The 21,484-nt window shown below is 39.0% G+C and carries 22 protein-coding genes; 8 read left to right on the top strand and 14 right to left on the bottom strand.

All coding sequences use genetic code 11. From position 1 onward, the window contains the following. Positions 1 to 2 precede the first annotated feature (2 nt). The 8 genes from N5O98_RS24805 to N5O98_RS24770 all read left to right on the top strand — a co-directional run bounded on the left by N5O98_RS24805 (position 3) and on the right by N5O98_RS24770 (position 4,651). The gene (locus tag N5O98_RS24805; protein ID WP_007833971.1) at positions 3 to 506 is read left to right on the top strand and encodes a hypothetical protein; all 504 of its coding nucleotides are present in this window, start codon (positions 3 to 5) and stop codon (positions 504 to 506) included. Positions 507 to 519: 13 nt separating this feature from the next. Then, complete coding sequence (locus tag N5O98_RS24800; RefSeq protein ID WP_005794123.1) at positions 520 to 834, top strand: hypothetical protein; 315 nt, start codon at positions 520 to 522, stop codon at positions 832 to 834. A 12-nt stretch (positions 835 to 846) separates the two neighbouring features. Further along, positions 847 to 1,134: a hypothetical protein gene (locus tag N5O98_RS24795; protein WP_007833973.1), complete on the top strand. Its 288-nt coding sequence runs from the start codon at positions 847 to 849 to the stop codon at positions 1,132 to 1,134. 84 nt (positions 1,135 to 1,218) lie between these two features. Beyond that, positions 1,219 to 2,163 carry a hypothetical protein gene (locus tag N5O98_RS24790; RefSeq protein ID WP_007833974.1) on the top strand — a complete coding sequence of 315 codons (945 nt, stop codon included), beginning with the start codon at positions 1,219 to 1,221 and terminating at the stop codon, positions 2,161 to 2,163. Positions 2,164 to 2,191: 28 nt separating this feature from the next. Beyond that, complete coding sequence (locus N5O98_RS24785) at positions 2,192 to 2,773, top strand: hypothetical protein (RefSeq protein WP_195664316.1); 582 nt, start codon at positions 2,192 to 2,194, stop codon at positions 2,771 to 2,773. Between the two features lie 11 nt (positions 2,774 to 2,784). Next, entirely contained in the window at positions 2,785 to 3,396 is a 612-nt protein-coding gene (locus N5O98_RS24780) for a hypothetical protein (protein WP_032935931.1), read from the top strand. Between the two features lie 11 nt (positions 3,397 to 3,407). After that, positions 3,408 to 3,617 (top strand): hypothetical protein, encoded by a 210-nt coding sequence (locus tag N5O98_RS24775; protein WP_007833977.1) that lies wholly within the window; start codon positions 3,408 to 3,410, stop codon positions 3,615 to 3,617. A gap of 11 nt (positions 3,618 to 3,628) precedes the next feature. Then, positions 3,629 to 4,651 (top strand): LPD29 domain-containing protein, encoded by a 1,023-nt coding sequence (locus tag N5O98_RS24770; RefSeq protein ID WP_007833979.1) that lies wholly within the window; start codon positions 3,629 to 3,631, stop codon positions 4,649 to 4,651. Positions 4,652 to 4,673: 22 nt separating this feature from the next. Here the strand turns inward: N5O98_RS24770 and N5O98_RS24765 are convergent, their stop codons facing one another. The 14 genes from N5O98_RS24765 to N5O98_RS24700 form a co-directional block, all read right to left on the bottom strand. Then, positions 4,674 to 6,860, bottom strand: coding sequence for a hypothetical protein (locus N5O98_RS24765; protein ID WP_007833983.1), 2,187 nt, complete (start codon positions 6,858 to 6,860; stop codon positions 4,674 to 4,676). After that, entirely contained in the window at positions 6,832 to 7,803 is a 972-nt protein-coding gene (locus N5O98_RS24760; RefSeq protein ID WP_007833985.1) for a hypothetical protein, read from the bottom strand. Before N5O98_RS24760 ends, N5O98_RS24765 begins: the two co-directional genes overlap by 29 nt. 132 nt (positions 7,804 to 7,935) lie before the next feature. After that, entirely contained in the window at positions 7,936 to 8,835 is a 900-nt protein-coding gene (locus N5O98_RS24755) for a phosphodiester glycosidase family protein (RefSeq protein WP_007833987.1), read from the bottom strand. A gap of 2 nt (positions 8,836 to 8,837) precedes the next feature. Further along, on the bottom strand, positions 8,838 to 9,200 hold the full coding sequence (locus N5O98_RS24750) for a LytTR family transcriptional regulator DNA-binding domain-containing protein (protein WP_007833989.1): 363 nt from the start codon (positions 9,198 to 9,200) through the stop codon (positions 8,838 to 8,840). Positions 9,201 to 9,299: 99 nt separating this feature from the next. Beyond that, positions 9,300 to 9,767, bottom strand: coding sequence for a thermonuclease family protein (locus N5O98_RS24745; RefSeq protein ID WP_032936045.1), 468 nt, complete (start codon positions 9,765 to 9,767; stop codon positions 9,300 to 9,302). Positions 9,768 to 9,834: 67 nt separating this feature from the next. After that, positions 9,835 to 10,611: a S1C family serine protease gene (locus tag N5O98_RS24740; RefSeq protein ID WP_007833992.1), complete on the bottom strand. Its 777-nt coding sequence runs from the start codon at positions 10,609 to 10,611 to the stop codon at positions 9,835 to 9,837. Between the two features lie 3 nt (positions 10,612 to 10,614). Next, positions 10,615 to 11,367: a flagellar motor protein MotB gene (locus N5O98_RS24735; RefSeq protein ID WP_007833994.1), complete on the bottom strand. Its 753-nt coding sequence runs from the start codon at positions 11,365 to 11,367 to the stop codon at positions 10,615 to 10,617. Positions 11,368 to 11,370: 3 nt separating this feature from the next. After that, positions 11,371 to 12,024: an OmpA family protein gene (locus tag N5O98_RS24730; RefSeq protein WP_007833996.1), complete on the bottom strand. Its 654-nt coding sequence runs from the start codon at positions 12,022 to 12,024 to the stop codon at positions 11,371 to 11,373. Between the two features lie 2 nt (positions 12,025 to 12,026). Beyond that, entirely contained in the window at positions 12,027 to 13,706 is a 1,680-nt protein-coding gene (locus N5O98_RS24725; protein ID WP_007833998.1) for a hypothetical protein, read from the bottom strand. Between the two features lie 3 nt (positions 13,707 to 13,709). Beyond that, the gene (locus tag N5O98_RS24720; protein WP_007834000.1) at positions 13,710 to 14,705 is read right to left on the bottom strand and encodes a hypothetical protein; all 996 of its coding nucleotides are present in this window, start codon (positions 14,703 to 14,705) and stop codon (positions 13,710 to 13,712) included. Positions 14,706 to 14,710: 5 nt separating this feature from the next. Further along, a complete protein-coding gene (locus tag N5O98_RS24715; RefSeq protein WP_007834002.1) occupies positions 14,711 to 18,097 on the bottom strand; it encodes a hypothetical protein in 3,387 nt (1,128 codons plus the stop codon). Positions 18,098 to 18,102: 5 nt separating this feature from the next. Beyond that, positions 18,103 to 19,575: a hypothetical protein gene (locus tag N5O98_RS24710; protein WP_007834004.1), complete on the bottom strand. Its 1,473-nt coding sequence runs from the start codon at positions 19,573 to 19,575 to the stop codon at positions 18,103 to 18,105. 18 nt (positions 19,576 to 19,593) lie between these two features. Continuing rightward, complete coding sequence (locus N5O98_RS24705; protein ID WP_007834006.1) at positions 19,594 to 20,076, bottom strand: hypothetical protein; 483 nt, start codon at positions 20,074 to 20,076, stop codon at positions 19,594 to 19,596. 1 nt (position 20,077) lies between these two features. Next, positions 20,078 to 21,367, bottom strand: a complete 1,290-nt coding sequence (locus N5O98_RS24700) for a hypothetical protein (protein ID WP_007834010.1) — start codon at positions 21,365 to 21,367, stop codon at positions 20,078 to 20,080. Positions 21,368 to 21,484: the final 117 nt, after the last annotated feature.

Genomic DNA, 21,484 nt, shown 5'->3' with positions numbered 1-21,484 from the left:
CTATGGAAAATATGGATTTAAGCAATGCCGAAGTTGCCGTAACCACGCAGCACATCCTGGACGGGAAAGAGTACAAGGACTACTGGGTACAGATGTCCGACTATAGCGATATGGGAGAGTTTCTCTGTGCCTGCTCCGACCTCTTTCCCGAAGAAGAGGAACCAGAGTACAGATATACCAGATGGGAGAACGTACCCGACTACTTGATAAGGCGTGAATGGATATGTCCCAACTTCTTTGAGATACGCGATGCCATGGAAAGGCTCGATGAGAACGAAAGGGAGTATTTCGTCACATGGAGCGAACACTTCGGATATGACATCACAACCGATGATCCGCATATGATGGTATCGCACTATCAGGATATATACGGTAACACCATACAAGAGACCGAAGAGGAACTTGCCGACATCGCCGACGATGCTCTGGTATATACGGGCATATCGGGCAACTTCTGCGATATGCTTCCTCTTCAGTATGAGATATTCGATGATAACTACAACTAAAAATAAAGGATATATGGAAATCAGTTTCAAAGGACCGGTAATGCCGATTGACCCATACTCGCAGTTGGCATTTGTGGAGATACTAAACATTATACTCATAGCAAAGCACATTATGGATGTGAACAGGTATCTCATAGCAAGGAATGTAAACCCTCAGTTCGGCTCACTGTCGGGATATTTCCGATGGTCGTTTGCCGATGAGAGGTTCACGCTGTGGCAACGCACGGACTACAACTCCGATATGTGCTTCTCACATCGCATATTGGATATGCCGTTCTGTATGCTTGCAGCAAAGGATAAAGAGAACGATGAGCGAGTGTTCAACTAACCATCAAAGAATATGGAAACGACAATCAAGGCATCCAACAGAGAGATAGCGATACGAGCCTTCGACCATCTGAGGCAAGAGAGAAAGACCGACTCTGCACTGCGACTGGCTCACCACCTGCTGCACTATGACCGCATATCACTCGGCATAGGCGAAGTGGATTGGGAGATAGATATGGCAATCCGGAAGTTCGGTGGCAGTCCCCGAACAGGATACCGATATACGGCACATTTCAGTTTCAAGGGTGAAACGGAGATGGAGAAAGAGAGATACGAAGAGATATTCAACGGTAAAGAGTAACCGAAGGGCGGCCACAAGGTCGCTCTTCACATTTATAGACATATGTACGGGAAACAGAATCCTGCCGTACACAGGTAACGACAAATGAACGAAGCAAAGAAAACACTCACAATGGAGTTCATCGAAAGCATAATGGACGAGAAGTATACCCTCGTATGGGTGGACTATCGGGAAAGTTTTGATGAGAGCAGAGACCTCTTGCAACAATGCCTTGAAAAGCAAGGCTGCGAAGATCTGTGGTCAAAGGTTGAGGATTGGTATGAGGATGCCGAGGAGCAGGCGACACAGGAGATTATCAAAGAACTGGAAAGCCACTGCATCGACTTCCACGACTTCGAGGAGGAAGAGGTTGAAGCCTTCTTTGAGGAACACGACGATGAGATAAGGGATGAGATACGCGAGCGTGACGACTCCACAACGGTAAACGACCTTATCAAGAACACCAGAGATATTCCTGTACGGGTGGAGATGCTATCCAACTACGACTGCATCAACTCCTGCTGGTTGGAGTCGCAAGGTGGCTTCCGATACAAGGAGAGTTACTTCGGGGATATGATAGATACTCTTCGCCTCAACCCTGCAAAGGTAAAGAAAGCATTGACCGAGAAAGGCTACACCGTATATGGCAGATTCCCGAACAAGAAGTATCGTGACGGCAAGGAGCAGGTATCCTACGAGGATTTCTGCCGGGAGTTGGAGAACTCCTGCTGTGGAGCCAACCTACTTACCTACATAGGGCTTGTAAACCTCAGAGACCTCTACGATGCCGACTTCAAAATAAAGGAGGTCATCATTCCCAAAGGTAATACCTGCGGGCTGTTCAGCTCGATGTATGGCGGTGGCAGTCTGATAGAGATGGAACTCAAGAGCGATGTAAGAATCCGACTGGATAAGGCACGCAAGGACGGCTACGGTTTCCGCCTGCGACTTGACAATGAACGCTCCGAGTATGATTGCTCTATCAAGCATGTATATGGTGTCTGCGACTCCTTCTTTGGAAAGCAGGTAAGCATTGTTCCGGCAAACTAATCAGTATTAACCATAAAAATATCAATATATGAAAAAGGTTGAAGTAAAGGTAAGATACCTCTTCGAGGGTACTTACACCGTAGCGGCAGATGACCGCAATGAAGCACGCACAATGGTAACAAGAGATTGCGGACTGGTATTGGGTGGAAACATCCACACCACACTCGATGATGACGAGGTGGATTGGAAGTTCGATGTTCACCCCGATATGCAGATTCTATCCTACACAGAGTTGGAGAAGAAACAAAAGCCGAAGCGTCTGAAGATGGACTTCTCCGACAGGATAGAGACACTACGTAAGGACATCATAGATGCCATAAGGCAGTTGCTCTACTCGCATGGGCTGACAGAGATTACCTTCCCCGAAGAGCAGGATGATCCTGTATGGGTGATATGGTTTGACAATAATGCCGACCCGTTTGAGTGCAAGGTAACAGGTATTCAAGTGACGGACAACAGTATGACTGTTATAGCCCACGAGAAAGAGACAAACTTTGAGGCTACCTGCCATACTCCGTTTGAACTTGGAGCATCAAACATCGACTGGCTATATGAGATATATGATGCCGTATGGCAGCAGTTGGAAGAGGACACAGATAATAACGCTTAAAGATTACGACTATGAGATTAGACCCTGTAAATGCAGTATCGAGCTTCCACTACTATATGTGGAATGCTTGGAGCGAGGAAGAGTGCAAGATTACCTTCGGAGGTGCTTATAAACACTTCTGGGAGAAATGGAACTCCCTTGCAAGTAAATCAATACTCGGAGCGGCAGAACGATTCTATGCCGAACTCTCGGACAACAACAGCGAACTGCTTGTCAATCGTGCTGTGGCACTCTATGACGGCAAGGCTACAAGAGAGGAACCACACGATGATGATGTATATGTTTGTGATGCTTGCGGTTCAAGAAAAATTGAGATTCAGGTTTGGGTAAATGCCAATACCAATGAGTATCTAAGTGATGTAGATGATGACGATACGGACTGCAAATGGTGCGCAGACTGTGAACAGAGTCAGAATTTCTGCACCTTGAGCGATTACAAACAGAAGATGCAAGATTGGTGGAAAGACCTTGACTTTATCACATTGGAAAGTATAACAGGCTTGCACGAGGCTGACTACTCATCGGAAGACGGCTCACAATCCTTTGTAGATGCCTGCAATGATTGGTGGAATAGTCAAGACTACGATACCCAACGAGAACTCTATTTCAAATCACAATCTTAATACTTACTACTATGGCTGAGAATGAAATCATTGAAAGAATATGTGGCTCGTGTAACTGCGATGAAGCGACCGCAAAGGAGTATCTGAATGATGAGATACGCCACCTCAGAGAACTGCAAGAGATAAACGACCTGCAAGAGAGCGATATTGAACTTTCTTGCAGCGGTCTCGGAATCGAGTCCGAGTGTATGGAGTATTTCACAATGGTATTAACCTACTAACATCTACTTCTATGGCTTACTTTAAGAATATACATTCATTGGCAGAACTCAAGAAGGAGTATCGCCGATTGGCATTGGAGAATCACCCCGACAAAGGCGGCAGCACCGAAGTGATGCAACAGATCAATGTGGAGTTTGAACGACTCCACGAGATTTGGAAGGACGATACTACTGTATCGGCAAATGCATCAGGTTATGAAAACGACTATGCAGGAGCATCGGCAAAGGAGTATACCGACTTCGTATATAACGAATATCGTTGGAAAGATCGCAACTATCAAGGACAGCACACTCCTGAGATTGTGGAGCTGGTGCGTAACTGGATAAAGGAGACCTATCCCAAGTATAGGTTCTCCGTATCAAGGCATCACTATAACTCTATCCATATCTACCTTGTCAAAGCAGACTTTGAGGCATTCAAGAAGGATAAAGGCGTGGTGTTCCACCACGATGTAAACCACTACCATATTGACAATAACGACACCCTAACCGACAGAGCCAAAGAGGTGATGAAGAATGTATGCGACTTTGTAATGTCGTACAACTTCGATGACAGCGATCCTATGACCGACTACTTCTGCACTAACTTCTACCTTACATTAGGAGTCGGCACCTACAAGAAGCCATATAAAGTAGAACTGCCGAAATTGGATTGCAAGGGCAAGAAGCCCGATGTGTTCAAGCACCCCGAAGGTGCTGCACACAAGGCAATACGTCAGGCATTGGGCGGTGCCTATTTCAGTTTCCACAACAGCCAGCGACTACAAGGCAAAATGGTACTTGGAGAAGACTCCTACGGACATAGTGGCGACAAATACTTCTGGCCACTATCATACTCAAGTGCCAAGACTGCACAAAAACGAATGGATAAATTGGAGAAAGCCGGTATCCGCTGCAAGCTCACAGGCTACAATGGTGGGTGCATCGAGTTCCTCAGCTACAATCCCGAAACGGAAGCACTACTTGAGAAAGAGAGGCAGGAGGTTATCATCGCTCATCGTGCTTGGCAGGCAAAGCAGGTGCAGACAGGATAGCATAAAAAATCATATAGAAGTCCTATCGACTTCTATATGATTCTGCGTGATAATCGCACAGATTATCACACTGTCCGATAACAAGCTTACCTTTTTTCGTATTAGGATACTTATCTGCAACAGTCCTATAATTGCATAGGGCATAGTTTATCTCGGCAGCCACTTCGTCATCAGTTACTATATCACAAGCTAATTTTATCAACTCTTTAGCTCTACCTCGAGCTGTTTGTGTATATTCATCTTTCTCCCAATTTCTTTTCTCGCATACCTGTCCCCAATAACTAGTACCACGATAATATTGAGTTAATCCCCAACAGAAATCAAAAGAATTTCGAAGTCCAGTAGCGTATTCAATTAGTAACTGAGCCTTTCTATTTGGCTCTGAAGTCAAGTCTAGACTCTGTTCCAAAGAGTACATTTTACAAGCAAAATCATATCTAAATTCAGACTTTAATTTTATTGGTTTCCTCTCAATGCTGAACGGATCATAATCCATATATACATTCAGATGCTTCTGATACGCCTTACTGACTGCTCCGAGATATTCTACGGCCTCTTTATAACGCATATTTCGCAGGCACTGTGTACCGACTATATCATTGAGATAGTCAGAGCCTATATAGCCGCGAGTGTTCAAATATCGATCAAGTTCTGACACAGGCTTTCGCACATTTTGCACATATCTAATCGCGGTATTAAGACCTAAGCTATCAATCATCTCAAAGAAACTATTGCTATAGTCGTGGCTATTAAAGTTCTCCGAATACCTGTAACCAGACATAGTATATACCTCTGAGACCTTATATTCGTATCCATCTTTACTTTCAATCCAATCGTAAAGTTCTCTTTTGTTTACTATTCCGAACAATCTGTTATCGGCCATATTGGCAAGTTGCAATGCACGCGTTGACTTTCCTGCCTTAATCATTCTCGGACATACCTCAGTAAGCAAAATTCTGCGCATCATATCGTTCCAGTAATAGAAACTTTCGCAATTAAATAATTTATAACCACGAGCTGTCTCTTTGCGGACCTCATCGGTAATACCGTTGACAATTTTGGAATCCAACCATTTCAACTGAGAGAACAACTTGTTCTCATAAGATGAGTTATAAGGTAGAGTCTTCGCATCTATATACATACGGAACACTTTGATTGATTCGTCAATAAAATCTGTTCTCTTGCTGTTTTCTGCCAGACCAATAAGATATGAGGCGTTGCTAACATCTCCTTTAAGGTCTGCCAAAAACGCTGCCGTGTAATACCACATTCCCGTATTGTCGCTTCTTCCGCTCTTAGCCATTTTTAGACACAGATCGTATAATTTTTTAACCTCAAATGAGCCTTCATAATCATCCTCCCAATAGTACTCTCCAAGAGGCTCAAGTTCTCTTACAAATGATTGCAATGTTCCTTCAATGTACCTGCTATTAGGAGCATACTCACAAACTAAGTCTAACGCATCAATGGTTGATAGATTCTCCCCTGCACGACCTGCACAAAATAGCATTGAGCCGACATCTCCAAGTTCTGCAAAATATGTTATGGCTTTCTCCGAGCGTTTAACACGGAACTCAGCTCCCGCTATATACGGATGAATGAGTTGACGCATCAAATTATCCTTGGGCCAATGTACTACTTCAGAATCCCACAAGTTAACACACTCTTCATATCTTCCCAAAGAGAATAACGCCCTAATTGCTTGCAGCAAATATCTATCTCGCAACTTGGTTTCATTGATGGTTAGAGCCTTTTCAGCAATCTCCTCTATAGTCATTCTCGCACCAATCTTCATAGATGGATAATACCAGCGAGAGTTACGCTTCAAGCGTATATACTCATTGGTCTTGGCAAGAAGCATAAAATCAAGAATGGAGGTGTCTTTTTGAGTAATCCACTCAATGAATTTGTTTCCATTAGCCTCTTTGCTGTCATATATTCGCTCGAATTCATCCAGCGTCATTTTATAGACAACCTGATATATATCTTCCAATGGGATATCTGTAGAGGTCATAAGTTGCCACTCCTTACAATTTCTACCCGATCCGGGATAATATCCTTCTACTTCTATAGATGGTTCTGGTTGGCTATTTTTAGCCCTATACATATAGTATCCTCCGGGGGTATACCAAGGTCCCCAGCAAGCATATACCTCATTTGCACCACAAAGTGCAAGTAGACTAATAAGCAAGTATTTGATCGATTTCATTGTGAGCGTAATTTTCAAGTTGTTTTTTATCTAAATGGTATAAAATGTTCCCGCTTGCTGGTTTACCGAAATTCTTCTCGACTAAGTTCTTAACTTCAAGTATTTCAGCAAAAGTTGGTCTTTCATATCTGATATACTCATTATCTGCTACCGAACTATCTTCTGAAGAGACAATCGATACAAATTTATCATTATTAAATTTCACACCCCAACCATAAACAGGATATGCATAGTCGAGAGGAATCTGATATGAGGTTTTGCGCAAATATGGCTTAACATCTGCGATATGAAGGATAGAGTTATATGTGTTAGGATCCTTCAAAGCACCAGTATTATATAGCATTAGAACACCTCTATCAACAGGCGGAGGTGTCTCTTGCATCTGATGCAATCTTATGGTTACACTCACTTTTATATTTTTGGCCACCAACTCTGATTTTACAAGTTCACATAATCTGTGATAGCTATTTCGGGTTGAGGCGGTCCAATCGCAGTCAAGCTGAATCTCACGGATGTCACCACAGTTATTGTATGAAGCCATAGCTAGTAATCTCTCAACAATCAGAGGAGCGAATTCATCTTCCTTTCCATTCATCGCTCTTAATGCTTCGATGGTGATATAGGTAACCGGAACTATATCCACTCCAGCAGGCATTTCCGAAACAAATTTAGTTGTTGCTATTGGCACAATCTCTGTCGTTCCATTTAAGAAATCCTGTTCTGTTGCCACATCAAACATACGAACATAAAGACGCTTAATATTGTGCGTTTCTAAAAAGGCCACATCCGTAGAGTCGATGTCAAAGGTAGTCTTCCAGTAGTACATCGAATTTTGTTTGACAAGTTCATCAGTTTCAGTAATGGGTGTACCATTTCGCTGGCCACAGTTGGTCATTGCCATTAAGGCTACTAGTAGAAAGAGTAATCTGGATACGTATTTCATATTGCTTTAGCTATTTTTACACATACAAATTTCTAAAAAAGAAATCGTACAACCGAGAGATTATTTCTCAACTGTACGAAATCATTTTTCGGGTGTATGAAATAGTATCTATTCTGTTATTTCATCGTTCATTTACCTCTTTCTCCACACAATGTAACTTGTATTCTTAGGCATTCTTCTTCGACCTGTATAGTAGTTATCCTCACCGAATTCGTGGGTAGCGCCAGCTTCATCAACAGCCCAACCATAGGCAGATGAGCCGACGAGATATACTGCCTGGTCTACGCCTAAATCAGCCAAGGCTTGTGCAAAGTCGTGGAAAGATTCAATACTACCAGTCTCTACCATAAAGATTTCTCCTTGGCGGTCACAAATTGCTCGACGAATAGATTTTCCCTTTGGCTCGTTGTCAATCACCTGACCATCTTTAACAAGAGGATACTGACGGAAGAAATAGCCGTTGTGCATAGTAGCCTCCTCGAAGAGAGATGTGTTATCAGCAACACCGATAGTCACTTTGCCATTAATTGAAGCGCAATATCCCTTCTTTGATAGTCCCCATGCCTTGGGCTCTCCATTAAGTACGAAAGCACCAACGATTCCGCCGTTGTCCGCTCTTACATCTGCAGCTTGTGCAGCGTATATAATACTTTTATCCTCTTTGTCCATTCTGCCAATATGCAGCGACATTTCGGCGTTGTGAGGAATGAATATACGAATAGGGATATCATTGATAAGCGTGTCTCTAATTTCGGTATATCCCGGTGCAAGCGAATCGGTCTTTTCCCCAATCCATTTATGCAGTATTGGTTCAGGTTCTCGCACAGGCTCGAACAGTGCGGGTTCAGGAGCCTTCAATTCTTGGATAACCTCTTCCTTTTGGCGTGTTACATAGAGTATAATTACACCGATTAATGCTACACCTAAAACTGAAAGGATGATAATCCATACACTACGGGGCAAAGGATTCTTTGTTCCTCCTTCGCCGAGAATGCGAATTTGGTCATCACGGATTTCCTTAAGCTCTTTCATAATTATTTAACCTCCTTTTCTAATAGCTCCTTCAACTGCTTCAGCGCCTCCTTGGATGCAGTAACGCTGTGATTAAATGAAGACACATCCGAAAGAGTCAACTTCTGTTTAGGAATGTTGATGTAGTAGATGTAGGAGCGATTAATGATTAGACTTTTTCCAATACGAATGAAGATATTGCCCTCGCTACCGAGCTGCGATGAGATCATTTTCTCAATCTGGCCCAACTGGTATGACAACATACGAACCTCATTGTCGGTTTGTACAAGCGTAGAGTAGTTACCGTCTGATGCAATATAGACGATTTTCTCCGGCGCTATATGAACTAAATCAATAGAGGTTGATATGACCAATTGCTTCTTCATTCGATTGTTTTTCTAAGCAAAAGTATATGGGTTTCTCCTCATAGCAAAGCGATATTTCTCATAATGTATGAAATAGCATTCTAAGTGTACCAAATACTACTATCTAAAATCCCATGATGCAATTCGTCGTGGATCTACCCAAAGCCCCACTTTATTATTCCTTGCTTTTATTTCTGCATTATGATATTTCTCGGACTGGTCATATTTTGTATAGTGCCATGCCATTCCTGCATTCAACATTTCAAGAGCGACATCCTTATTCTCTAGAGTATAAACATAAGCGATATATCTACCCCAACCATCTTGTTTTTGGACATCAACAATAATATTATCCCCAAAAATAAGGGCTGACAAATAATCCTTGGCTTTTGTCCCAAAAGCCTGTTTCTTTTCTGGAGCATCAATGCCCCAAATCCTAAATTTTATTTGCAAGTTATCTCTGTTTAGGCCAACAAAAGTGTCACCATCAGAAATTTTTATTACTTTAACTTGAAACTTTTGAGCTAAGCACTCTGTTGTTGACAACAGACAACCTAATAAAAGAATCCAAATAAGAAATCTTTTCATATTCATTCTATTTTACATATAAACCCCATACTGAAGTATGAGGTTTATAATTAATACTTCATATAGTCTATGGGATGTATGATTTTATAAGTTGTATATTCCAGGCATAGTTGAGATTGGCACCAGAATCGTCTATTCCTCCAGATGTTATACCGACAGCCTCTCCTTTTGAATTTAGCAAAACACCTCCACTGCTTCCGTGATCAATTGGAGCACTAATCTGTAGAATCTTTCCGTTCTCCCTTATCTGTGATATTTCGCCAGATGAAAAAGTGTTATCCAATCCTCTTGGACTTCCGATAGTATATATTTTTTCTCCTACTTTTGGTGTATTATTTGCGATCTTAATGTAGTTTACTTTTCTGCTAACTCCAACCTTGAATATTATAAAGTCGTTGTCTTGACTCTTATGGTAAACTTCCGTTACCTTATATGAGCTTCCATCGGAAAGTATTATGTCTTCATAGCCAACAGCGGTACCTTGAAAAACATGGTAATTACTTACTGCAATACCGTTACTAGATATGAAGAAGCCAGAACCTTGGAACCCTTGATACCCAGTAGATGTATGAATCTTAAATACCGCAGATGATAGTTTTTCAAAGATCTCACTTGGAGACAAAACTCTACCATTTGTAGTATTACCGACATCTGAAGTTTTATTTGTCTGAGAAGTTCCTTTTTGTTGATGTGGTAGTGGTGGGCGACCATTATTAGAGAATGAACCTGGTCGAGAAGATGGACTAGAAACAGGATAGTTATTATTACCCTTAGGAGCTGCTGGTTTTTGAGCGCAACCTACAGATAACAGTAGTATGAGCAGTATATATAGTATTTGTTTCATATATTATTGGATTTGTCCTGGTTTGGGTAAAATATGAATCAAAAATCTTTGATTTGCTTTTTCTTCGAGTTCCCTCATTAGTCCTGTGCCGCTGAGCCTTCCATCTCCACTACCACTGATTAGTACTTCACAATTATCTCTATCAAAATGGATATTGTTATTATCCCAAAACTTTTTAAGATTTCTTGCTCGGCGATAACTTAAATCATAGTTATAATCCATTTTATCTATTCCATCTTTTGATGCCTGACCTTCAATCACAAGAAGATACTGAACCTCCGGCGTGTTTTCAGCGGCACTATGAATGAATCTTACTAACTCTTGACCAACAGACAATAATTTTTCTCGCTCAACTTTAGAAATGTTATATATTTGATCATCATCAATTTTAAAACGTACAACAAAATTCAGTTTGTGTTTTTTATTAATTGAGTCGTATACAAAATAGTTTTGGTCGAGATTTTTGGTAGCATCGTTAATTTCATTTATCTTATCAATATGGGCTTGTGTTGCATTGGCAAGATATCGCATACTATCCAACTCTTCACTATATTGTTTTTGACGAAGTACCATACGAGAGTTGAGGTTCAATAAACTGTCTCTTTCTGCTTTTAATTCTTTCACTTCAAGAGGTGTCGCATCAATTTGTTTTAACTCAACGATTGATATGATGAACAATACAACCATCAAGAAAAATAAACTAGTCATTAGATCTGCATAACTTGCCCAAAAGTGCGTTCGTTTATCTTTTCCCATTTATTAATCACCAATTTTTCCGGGTTTAGGAAGAATATGTATAAGGAATCGCTGGTTAAGTACTTCCTTTGATTCTCTCATAAGTCCTGTGCCACTTAAACGTCCATCACCACTACCACAAATTAGTACTTCACAATTTTTATCATTAAAATTCAACCCGTTATCTTCCCAAAATTTTTTAAGAGATAATGCTCTTTGATAGCTTAACTCGTAATTATAAGCATATCCATCTTTCGATGCTTGTCCTTCAATAATAAGGAGATACTGGATATGAGGGTTACTTTGTGTCGTTTTAATAATAAAATCTTGTAGGATCTTACCTGTCGTTCTTAAATCTTCTTTTGTACTTGATGGAAGACTATTCATATCTGCACTTCCACTTCTAAAATTCACAGTTACTGCAAGTTTGTGCTTTTTGAATTCAGGGAAGTATTGGAAGTATTGCGAATGCTGTGTATCGAGTTCTCGAGTTGCATTGTTTATCTCATCCGCTTTGTCAATTTTCGCTTGCAGCTCAGCGGTCTGCTCAATCGCATCAATACGAGCATTATTCAATGCTATGATAACAACTATAAATAGTGTTAGCATAACAAAGAATAGACTTGTCATAAGGTCTGCGTAACTAGCCCAAAAGAATGATTTGCTTTCCTTTGCCATATCTATTGCTCCTGTGTTGCACTTTGAGTCGACTCTAAGGAATCTACATTAACAGTTTGGTCATTACTGATATTTGGCTCTACCTGCGTAGATGTTGGAACTATAGTTTGTTGAGGCTCATTAGAAACGCCAACAACCTCAATCCTTGGTTCTGCAATAAAAGAGTTATATACATATAAGCCAAACGCCATAAAAGCAAGCAAAGTTATAGTTGCAACCATATAAGTTATGCTCTTAGGGAATACTGGAGCGGACACATGTTGCACTGCACTTTCGATGGGGAAACCTTCTCTTCTTCCACCATTATTCTGGTTTTTAAGGCTACTAACCAATCTCTCAAGTATTGCTGTCTGACCCTTCGTTGACTCAACGAGCTGTCCCATAACTGCCTTTATATCGGCAAGATTACGAATCTCTTTCATCAACTCAGTAGTTTCAGCATTTCTAGCAGCAAACTCTTCTCTTTGCTCTTGAAGCATTCTTGCAAACTCTTCCTTTTGCTCTGAATAATGCTTGAGCAGTGCATCGAACTCTGAAACAGAGTTGTTACGCAATTGAGTTACGCTTTCTCTTGTACTTTCAGCAAGTTTCTCAAATGTCTTACGCAACGTGTCGTCTACTTTTGCAACAACCTCGTTGATATACTGTTCGCGAGCGGCAACCTGATTGATCTCTCTTTCAAAGAATGCACCCATGTTCTCAATGGCGGCTGTTCGATTAAGATGCTCATTAATGTTGCTATTCAATTCATTTACGGAATGCAAATATCCTGAGACGCTGTGCAAATACTTATTAAACACAGCTATTTCACCAGTACATTCTTTAAGTTCTTTGAGAACTGTAACATTTGCCTGTGCTACGCGTTTAATGTCAATATCCTTGATTAGAGTAATCAACTCTATTTGTTCCCTAGACGACTCTTCAACTTTAGACAAGGCACCATCCAAACCCTCAATATTTGATTGGAAAGTTTGATTGAAGGTCATAAGATTTTGCTGTAATAGATACAAAGCATTTACTGCATTTCCAGACAGAACAGGTAACAACTCTGTCTGTAACCACGAGTAGAATCTGTTCTTATCAGCTTCTACCTTGGATGTAGCACTTTTAGCCGACCAAGAAATTAGAGTTGTACAGCAAATACCCACTAAACTTGCGGCCATAGCAATTGCGACACAAGTCATCAATGAGGTGATATTATCCATAAGTGATTCGCTAGACAAACCTCCACTTACAGCAATAAAACCAATACCGACAATGATACCGACCATTGTGCCCATCAAACCGAGGTATAGCGGTATAGGCTGTTGAATATTGATTTCCTCTTCTTCGGCATCGCAATATCGCTCTACTACATCTTTCATTAAATAAAAATCGCTAGCAGCTCCTTTATTTTTTTGAAGGTACATATTTAGAGCATTCCTAATCTCCTTAAGCGTATCATTATTTGTATTGATATTTAATTGAGATACGCTTATTGTATCAATATTTTCAACATAGTCATCATCATCGCTACAACTCTCTGTCTGAATTTCTTTCTCAACGATAGAGTACGATGATGTACTATTGGGGAATATTGATTTATAGGTCGCTATCTTCTTTTTAGTGTTCCTGTATATGTATATCTGTGCAACTATAATTGCTATAATTACAAGAACCACTAGAATATAATGAAGTTCCATTGTTTACTTTATTTCAACTGTTATAGGTTTAATGACTTTCCACTCTTCTCCGATACGTTCTGCAGTTCCTGTTGTCTTAATGAGTACCTGAGTGGGATCATTTGATGAGCGAGTAACAGAACAAATAGGTTCGAGATACTGACTGTCAAATTTTAGGATACGTTGTTTTACTTCCTCTTGCTCAATACATATACTTACCTCGGCTGTATATGCGTTAGCTTCTGACATAGTAAGTCTATAAATTGACTTTCCTTTTTGATATGTATCTTGAATGCTTGAAAGAATCATTGAATTAGACTCTTTTGCATAAATTTGATATACAGGTTTATCTGTAGTAGCCGGCTCCATCTTTATATTTTCTGCCACACTTTGAGTAGGAGCTGTTGCTAATGCAATATATTGCTGTAAAATATCCTTAAATTTTTTACTTGCCAAATATGCTTCTATAGCTCGATCAATTGTTGCCTGAGACGGGGCACTGGCTTGCGGTCGATAAGACGAACTTTGTCCTCCTGCAATTCTGCGAATCTCATTACGGATATAGTCGTTTGTATTGATTTCCTCTGTAATTATGTCTTTTACTCTATTCACATTTGTTCTAGGCCTTTTTCTATATGCAAAAAACGCCAAAACTACACCCAAAATTCCAATAGCAATTCCTATAAAACTAATTGCTTTAGCTTTCGTTATATTATCCTCGATTCCTGAAATTTTTCCACTCAACTCCTTTTTTGTTTCCTCTGCTTTTGCATTTAATGACTTTTCAACTGCAGTGAATTGTTTTGTTAATGTTGAGTCTGCCTTACTAATCACAGATGCTACAGCATTGTCGATTTCTTTCTTGGCACGAGCTATTTCCTGGTCAGTATATTGACTAATATTTTCTTGTGCAGTTTGCTGAGCCTTCTTTATGGCCTCATTATCATTTTCACCATTATTAGGCAATAATGAGCAACTAGCAAGCGTTATTACTGACAATAAAATTATAATCTTCTTCATTTGTTTTACATTTGATAAATGTTACGTACTACAGCGTTGATAATACCAACTAACGGGTAGAAGAATAATGTTTCTTCCAAATTGTCATCTGCACCATCTTGTGCTATCTCACTCTTCTTGATTGCTAGACCATTCTCAAGATATGTTCTAATATCTCTATAACATAAGTCCTTGACTTTATTCATAATAGAACGATCTACATCGAAATTGTCATAGAATGAGAATTTCTTATCAAGTTTGAAGGTAAATTCTATATATTCCTTAATTACGTCTACAACAGAATCCAAATCCGCTTCTGTCACATCATTATAAGTCATGTGTACATCTGCAAATTTCTCATTATCTGTACCAATAAGGATTGTTTTCATGTCTTTAATTTCCCCATAATCCTGAGATTGGAATGGAGTTAAAATGATACCTCCCTTACAAGTAGACTCTTTTGAATTTGCAGGACGGATAATATCTAGTCCATCTATTGAATAAGACTGAGCATAGATTTCCTCAAATATGATTTTAGTAAGTCTTACTAGCGTTGCGTCATTGGTGCTCAAAATGTTAAGCACTTTTGAACCATTACCACTGAAAGTCATATGACGAGGCATATCAAAGCCTTTAGCTTTCATCAATTTTGCAATATGATATACTATTGCTACATAGAACAATATTACAACATATTTACCTCTGTTATCATCTGCAAGCATCTTTGCAAAATTGATTTCCACCTTTTCCTTTTTGATCTCTTTATTGGATGCCAATGAGAACAAGAACGCAATAACATCAGTTGATACACGTTTATCAAGTACAGACTTCAATACGGCCTTTAGGCCTCTTAAATTGTTGGTCTCTAACTGATTCGTGATTATATCTTTATACTTATTTACGAAACCGTTTGAATCAGAATCGTATGAGTATCCGTCTCCAAAAATCGTATTAGCGGCAAAACGGAAAGATGTTAGGTATTTTGGTTCGCCCTTGTCAACTATCAAAACATCTGTAGTACCACCACCTATATCGACAGATACAACAGTAGAGGTTGCACCTTTCTTGGCTTTATGATAATAATATGGCGCAACAGATTCTGACGCTGCAATAATATTTGAAATAGGAGCACCAAATAAAGTTGCAAAAGTATTTTCCCATTCTGCTTTAAATTTATTAAAGCGGTTCTGTGTCATACTTGCAGGATAGAACCATACGATTTCTGTTTTACTTAAATCTCCATTATTAAGAAGTACCTTTGTTCTTAGCATCAACAAAATACTTTCAATATATTTTGAAGCTCTCTTTTTATCTTCAGTATTTGTTGACCATTTCAAGTCTGTATGTAATACATTGTACGGCAATGACAAACTCTTTTCATAAGTATAAGGGATGTTAACATTTGCCATTGCTAAAACAGCCTTATCCCAGTTTGTATTGTTACTCTCAGATATAACCGTACGCATTGGATATCCATACAAACTCTCTCCGCCAATTGTTGCCGGAATAAAGTCAGAGTTGAACACATCATTGATCATATAGTCATCTGTGATGTGCAACTTTTGAATCTGCATATCCTTCTCTGTAATATCAAAAGGATTAGAAGAAGTTGAACCATCAACACTATATTCAATATGCGTATTTGTTGTACCGAAATCTATAGCAAAACGGAATTTGTGACTTCCATTGCGAGCTGTAAATTTAGGTATAATAACACCATGAATACCACTCTCATTATCATTAGATAAGGTTATATACTGATATTCAGACTCTAGTGCATAAGTAATGTAGTCAATGTAACTCGTATCAAATCTTGAATTGTCTGCATTCCTATTTCTTCTAACTACACCTTCAACAGACACTTCTTTGTTTGAGTAATCATAGAATGATAACGAATATGCACTGTCTGGATTATCTACTGAATCACGATCTAAGAATGCAACTTTGTAGTATGGTTTGACACCATCTGCATACTTAATGCTAGGATACAATCCAAGAGTAAACTCTTTCTCAATAATGGCACCCTTGTTGGCGGTTGCCTCAGCCTTACCATCTTTATAATAGATTCGTTCATACTGGATATATCCGCCATCTTTTATCGGGATGCGTAATACTACCTTTACAGCCTCACCATTCAAACGAACAACTTCAATACGATTTTTTCCACATACTTTTTCCGTAAGATCTTTGGTTGTGAAGTAGTTAAAGTATGTTCTCTTTAACGGAAGTATGTAGCTGAACTTTGAATCTGGATTTTCATCATTTCCATTAAAGAAAGCCTCTGAATTAAACTTATAAGGAACCTTAACGATTGTATCTTCTAAGAAGTCTCCAACTGTAACATATGGATACTTTGAACCATCATCCGGTAAAGTGCGGTCATCAATAGGTCTTGCGTCGTAATATGGAACATACGTATTCTTATCCCATTTGGCGACAACATAATGTGTGGGCTCTGTATACATTTCTACTGGCAAAGCAAGAGGCACATTGCCATTTCTAAGCGAATCTGATACTTTCATCTCAAATCCACTCGAAATATTTGTTACTGTGCGTTTCCTGCGAAGTTTCTCATCAAGTACCATAACATACTGTTGAGCTGTAGGAACAACAGGTATATCATCATAATTGCCTCGATAATATGTTTCGTCAACAATATTCTGACGCAATTCATTTCGTTGCTCATCAGTCAGCATTCTGAAACATTTCTCAAGATATAAATCAACCTCGGGGAACACTCTTGCAAAATCTTTTCTGCTCTTCTTTAGTCCCCACCAATATTTTATATACTCAAAATCCCTTTTGTAAAGAGGTTTATACTCCGTGTCAAATGGGCAATCATTACCGAACTTTATTTTCTTTCCAACATATTGCAAATCATTCGCAGAAGTAAAGAAAATGGTTGCAGGAGAAGTAGCACCAATGATATTCATTACGCCTGGTGCCGACGGGTCTATATAATTAAGCAGATATATACAATCCATCTGATCAAAATTGTACTCATCACAATCCTGTTCTAGATATGTTTTGTAAGTTTTACCCAAACGAGTGTGCTCTTCGTAATCAGAATCAGAAAGCTCTGCCAAACAATTCTTCTTATCCCACACGATGATTTCTATCTTATCACGATACTTCTCTATATTGAAGAAAATTTGGCCAACATCTAGACAGTCAGATACTAGTTTATGGTATGCTGTCTTGCCTTCAAGCGAACCTTCCGCAACAATCTTAAAAGCGCGCTTCACCAAATCCATTCTAGCGAAAGGAGAAGGAATTGATGTAATTTCATGCTTATCATTTGCACCTATAGGATCTGCGATAGAGTCAATCGCTTTAGTTCCTATCTTTACGGAGGTGTCCCAATTGCCGATTGTGTCGGCAACTCCTTTATGTAGTCTTAAAACCTTAGCCATATCACTTAAAACTTATATTTCTTACCAACTAACAATTTTGTAACATTGTAAAATAACTCCGTGAACTTATGTGGGAGTGTAAAGTTCTTGGATAGTGATGAGTGCTCTTCATTAAGAGCCGCATCAAATAAATCATATCCTGACTTATTGAATGCCCATAAAGCTTTAATAGATCCAGGTTTTACACCATCTACAATTGAATACAAGTCAGAAGATTTTACAGAAAGTTTGAATGGCTTAAATGCTCTATCATTATCAGACATCTCTTCTAGCCACTCAATGTAAGAGTTTACGAATTTCTGAATATTATTAATGAAAGAGGATTTTAAGAACGCATCATCAAACTTATTATCTCTTGCCCATTGAAGAGAGGTTGCACCTCTCAAGTGCTCATTCACATACTTAGCAAATAACACAAACTGTGTCATAGGTGTACACAGATAGTCCCTCGTCGATTGAGTGAGATTGCTGAAAAGAACTTCTTGAACATCCTTTTCAATACCAAACTCCCTAAAATCAGGATTCGGAGCATAAATTTTACCGTTCGAGTTCTCTTCGCAAACAAGTATTGGATCATCATTCTGAATACTTGCAAAGTCTACAATAGACATTGCTGCTGCTAATTCAACAATATGAGCGTTGTTACGTTGCTCTGTTCCTCCTTCTTCATTCTCATATTGCTTAGTTCTTTCATCTCCAATATAATAAAGGACATTCACAGAAGATTCGTCTCCATTTACATTGCGCTCATAATATTGTAATGCAGCCTTAGTTTTTCCGATAAAGGTAGAAGAATTAATTGTACTTTCCTCATCAGTTTTAACCGCGAAATAAGGGAGCACGGTAATGGCACCTATCGGGGCATGCTGTATCGCATCGTTATTAGACACCTTAGCATCTAATCCTCTAAGATTCTTCAACAATAGAGGGAATCCACTAGCACCTGTACCACCAAAAATCGAACTAATGATGAAAATTCTATCTCCAGGCTTGAAGGCATCCGCAAAGTCTATGAAATCTTGAGAATCGGTAAACTGATTGAGTACGACACTTCCGATATTAGGATTGCCTTTGAATCCGACTTCCATATCTGACTCTAGATTTGCTTCAGAGAACAACATAGATGCTAATGCTCTATTCTCCTTAGACATGGTGCTGAATTCAATAAACTCTCTAAACTTCTTATTTTTAGTATCCTTTAAGGCTAGTCTATGATCATTCACAACATTCTCAATAGGAACCTCAAAGAATCTGTTTTTTGTAGCATCATTAAATGCCAATTGACTACGAATAGCAGTATATGCTTTAATTTGCTCAATAGTTCTCGTAACATCAGCATTTGCAAAATCAGGGTCTACAATAATTGGAACGATAGCATTTGCTTCAATCTTTACACCTGATGCAGCTAGCATAACCAAAGATTTAATGACACGAGATCCTGTGCCACCAATACCGAATATGTATAATTTTCCGTTCATATAAACATCAATTAAAAGTTATAAAAATGGCACATGTTTAGCACTTGAACTCCACCATTTCAACATAAAACTAAGAAGTACGAATGCAATCATCGCAACGAACATATTGGCAATACCAAAGCCCCAACAATTAGATTCGCCAATCAGTATAGAAATAATATTTCCATCAGCGTCTCTTTGATACATTAAGGTATCATGAATGTAACCATTCACGTATTTAGACATCACGATGCCATAACCAACAAATAAAGCTATCACACCATTAATACCTAAAGTTATCAACCAACTCCACCACTTGCAAAGTCTCGGATGGTTAATAATGTAATAGAAAACCACTACTAGAACAAGTGAACAAACTAATGTGATTAATCCTACCAAGTTATAGATATTTGGATTAGTGTAGGCCTCTGTTCCGGGATCATATCCCCACAAATAATAACTTAAATCTTGTCCATAAAAAGACTGAAACCAACAATAAATCTGTCCGAGTAAGTTTTCCATATTATTTAATATTAATTGTTATACTTCCATATTGTCCATCATATGCATACGCATCATATACACCGCCAAGTAGATAACTCAAACCATATGTTTTTTCCATTGCACCTGGTGCGTTGATATCCAATCCGCTCTCATCAGTACAGTCATTAATCCATTGGGGCAAGGTGTTTTTAAGTGATATTTTGACAACTCCCTTGCTTAATACGGGTTGCACCAAGTTGAGTTTGATGGTGTGCGTATACAAATCTTGTCTAGGACCTGAATATTTAACGATTTCAACACCATATGCTTTATTTGATACCATATAATTGTCGGGGTTCATCAAATACTCATCAGGAAGTAGAATATTAGAGAAATTAACGGATATCCCCACCTGAAAACGACTATTGCCACCTCTGCCGTCAGTCTTTGCGTTGTTAATCGCATATTGCTCAGATCTTGCAATTTCATATTTGCCATTACCTGGCTGAGGCAATGAAATATTGTACGGTATAGCCGTTAAAGGCCTAGAAATCATAAAAATATTCTGTACCCCTTTGCCTTTGATTTGATTAAGTTCCACCTTTTTGAGAATAGTATTAAGGTAACTTCTGTCACCCATCAACCACATAAAGAAGGGACGGTCATTGTTAATAGGCTGTTTATCATCGAATTTATTGTAATATGTGCCATTAAACTGAGATGTTAAACGCATAACTACAATTGAGAAATTAGGGTTTTTGGCAAGTTTTTCGACGATATGACTCTTTATGCCAATTTGCTGAGCTACAATATATTCATCCGCATTATCTTTAGCCTTGTATTTTTTTCCAGGTGAGAAAATACAATCCGAAACAAGAATAGAGACTTCATTATCGTCTGTTTGTGATATGACAGTATCAAGGATATTAGACATATCAGAAGTGCCTCTTTTTCCACCTTTCATTTTAAAATCGGCAGGTTCCAAGGCCTCAATAAACTCTCTAACATCTGGCTTTTGCTGTAGAACTTCACTATTTATATAATTAAGAATCAAAGTATTCTTAGCAGCTAACGAATCTGTTCGAACACCTAAATCTGCATGCTGGATATCTGATAAGTAACTATAAACAGCATTTTCAAAGTCTGTTGCGCCCTTAACGTAACCATCCATACTACCAGAATTTTCAACAAATACTTTGATTGTTGGTGCCGGTAAATTCACTTCAGTCTGTGGACTTTCATTTCCCAACTTTTGGTTAGGTCCAGCGGGAGGACCTCCACAACTAGCTAAACTTAGGGCACAAGCCGCAGATAAAATCAAGCGCTTCATATTTTAGATTTTCAACGGTTTAATATAACCGTTTGAAGAATAAACATTTAACTGAGTATTTGAGAAACAGTGGTAACGAGTTAGCAACTGTGCTATTTTCAGCGTTTTGCGGTGCTA

The organism is Bacteroides sp. LFL-34 (genome assembly GCF_027257075.1).
In the GTDB taxonomy this organism is placed as follows: Bacteria; Bacteroidota; Bacteroidia; order Bacteroidales; family Bacteroidaceae; genus Bacteroides; species Bacteroides ovatus.
Note: the sequence above shows the minus strand (reverse complement) of the source record. Positions and strands in the feature narration are given on the sequence as shown.

Excerpts from the sequence above, each read along its gene's own strand:
- N5O98_RS24790 (WP_007833974.1), top strand. The coding sequence starts at position 1,219 with ATGAACGAAGCAAAGAAAACACTCACAATGGAGTTCATCGAAAGCATA.
- N5O98_RS24755 (WP_007833987.1), bottom strand. The coding sequence starts at position 8,835 with ATGAAAGAGCTTAAGGAAATCCGTGATGACCAAATTCGCATTCTCGGC.
- N5O98_RS24725 (WP_007833998.1), bottom strand. The coding sequence starts at position 13,706 with ATGGAACTTCATTATATTCTAGTGGTTCTTGTAATTATAGCAATTATA.
- N5O98_RS24730 (WP_007833996.1), bottom strand. The coding sequence starts at position 12,024 with ATGGCAAAGGAAAGCAAATCATTCTTTTGGGCTAGTTACGCAGACCTT.
- N5O98_RS24775 (WP_007833977.1), top strand. The coding sequence starts at position 3,408 with ATGGCTGAGAATGAAATCATTGAAAGAATATGTGGCTCGTGTAACTGC.
- N5O98_RS24800 (WP_005794123.1), top strand. The coding sequence starts at position 520 with ATGGAAATCAGTTTCAAAGGACCGGTAATGCCGATTGACCCATACTCG.
- N5O98_RS24805 (WP_007833971.1), top strand. The coding sequence starts at position 3 with ATGGAAAATATGGATTTAAGCAATGCCGAAGTTGCCGTAACCACGCAG.
- N5O98_RS24760 (WP_007833985.1), bottom strand. The coding sequence starts at position 7,803 with ATGAAATACGTATCCAGATTACTCTTTCTACTAGTAGCCTTAATGGCA.
- N5O98_RS24715 (WP_007834002.1), bottom strand. The coding sequence starts at position 18,097 with ATGGCTAAGGTTTTAAGACTACATAAAGGAGTTGCCGACACAATCGGC.
- N5O98_RS24795 (WP_007833973.1), top strand. The coding sequence starts at position 847 with ATGGAAACGACAATCAAGGCATCCAACAGAGAGATAGCGATACGAGCC.
- N5O98_RS24780 (WP_032935931.1), top strand. The coding sequence starts at position 2,785 with ATGAGATTAGACCCTGTAAATGCAGTATCGAGCTTCCACTACTATATG.
- N5O98_RS24770 (WP_007833979.1), top strand. The coding sequence starts at position 3,629 with ATGGCTTACTTTAAGAATATACATTCATTGGCAGAACTCAAGAAGGAG.
- N5O98_RS24720 (WP_007834000.1), bottom strand. The coding sequence starts at position 14,705 with ATGAAGAAGATTATAATTTTATTGTCAGTAATAACGCTTGCTAGTTGC.
- N5O98_RS24710 (WP_007834004.1), bottom strand. The coding sequence starts at position 19,575 with ATGAACGGAAAATTATACATATTCGGTATTGGTGGCACAGGATCTCGT.
- N5O98_RS24745 (WP_032936045.1), bottom strand. The coding sequence starts at position 9,767 with ATGAAAAGATTTCTTATTTGGATTCTTTTATTAGGTTGTCTGTTGTCA.
- N5O98_RS24705 (WP_007834006.1), bottom strand. The coding sequence starts at position 20,076 with ATGGAAAACTTACTCGGACAGATTTATTGTTGGTTTCAGTCTTTTTAT.
- N5O98_RS24765 (WP_007833983.1), bottom strand. The coding sequence starts at position 6,860 with ATGAAATCGATCAAATACTTGCTTATTAGTCTACTTGCACTTTGTGGT.
- N5O98_RS24750 (WP_007833989.1), bottom strand. The coding sequence starts at position 9,200 with ATGAAGAAGCAATTGGTCATATCAACCTCTATTGATTTAGTTCATATA.
- N5O98_RS24740 (WP_007833992.1), bottom strand. The coding sequence starts at position 10,611 with ATGAAACAAATACTATATATACTGCTCATACTACTGTTATCTGTAGGT.
- N5O98_RS24700 (WP_007834010.1), bottom strand. The coding sequence starts at position 21,367 with ATGAAGCGCTTGATTTTATCTGCGGCTTGTGCCCTAAGTTTAGCTAGT.
- N5O98_RS24735 (WP_007833994.1), bottom strand. The coding sequence starts at position 11,367 with ATGGGAAAAGATAAACGAACGCACTTTTGGGCAAGTTATGCAGATCTA.
- N5O98_RS24785 (WP_195664316.1), top strand. The coding sequence starts at position 2,192 with ATGAAAAAGGTTGAAGTAAAGGTAAGATACCTCTTCGAGGGTACTTAC.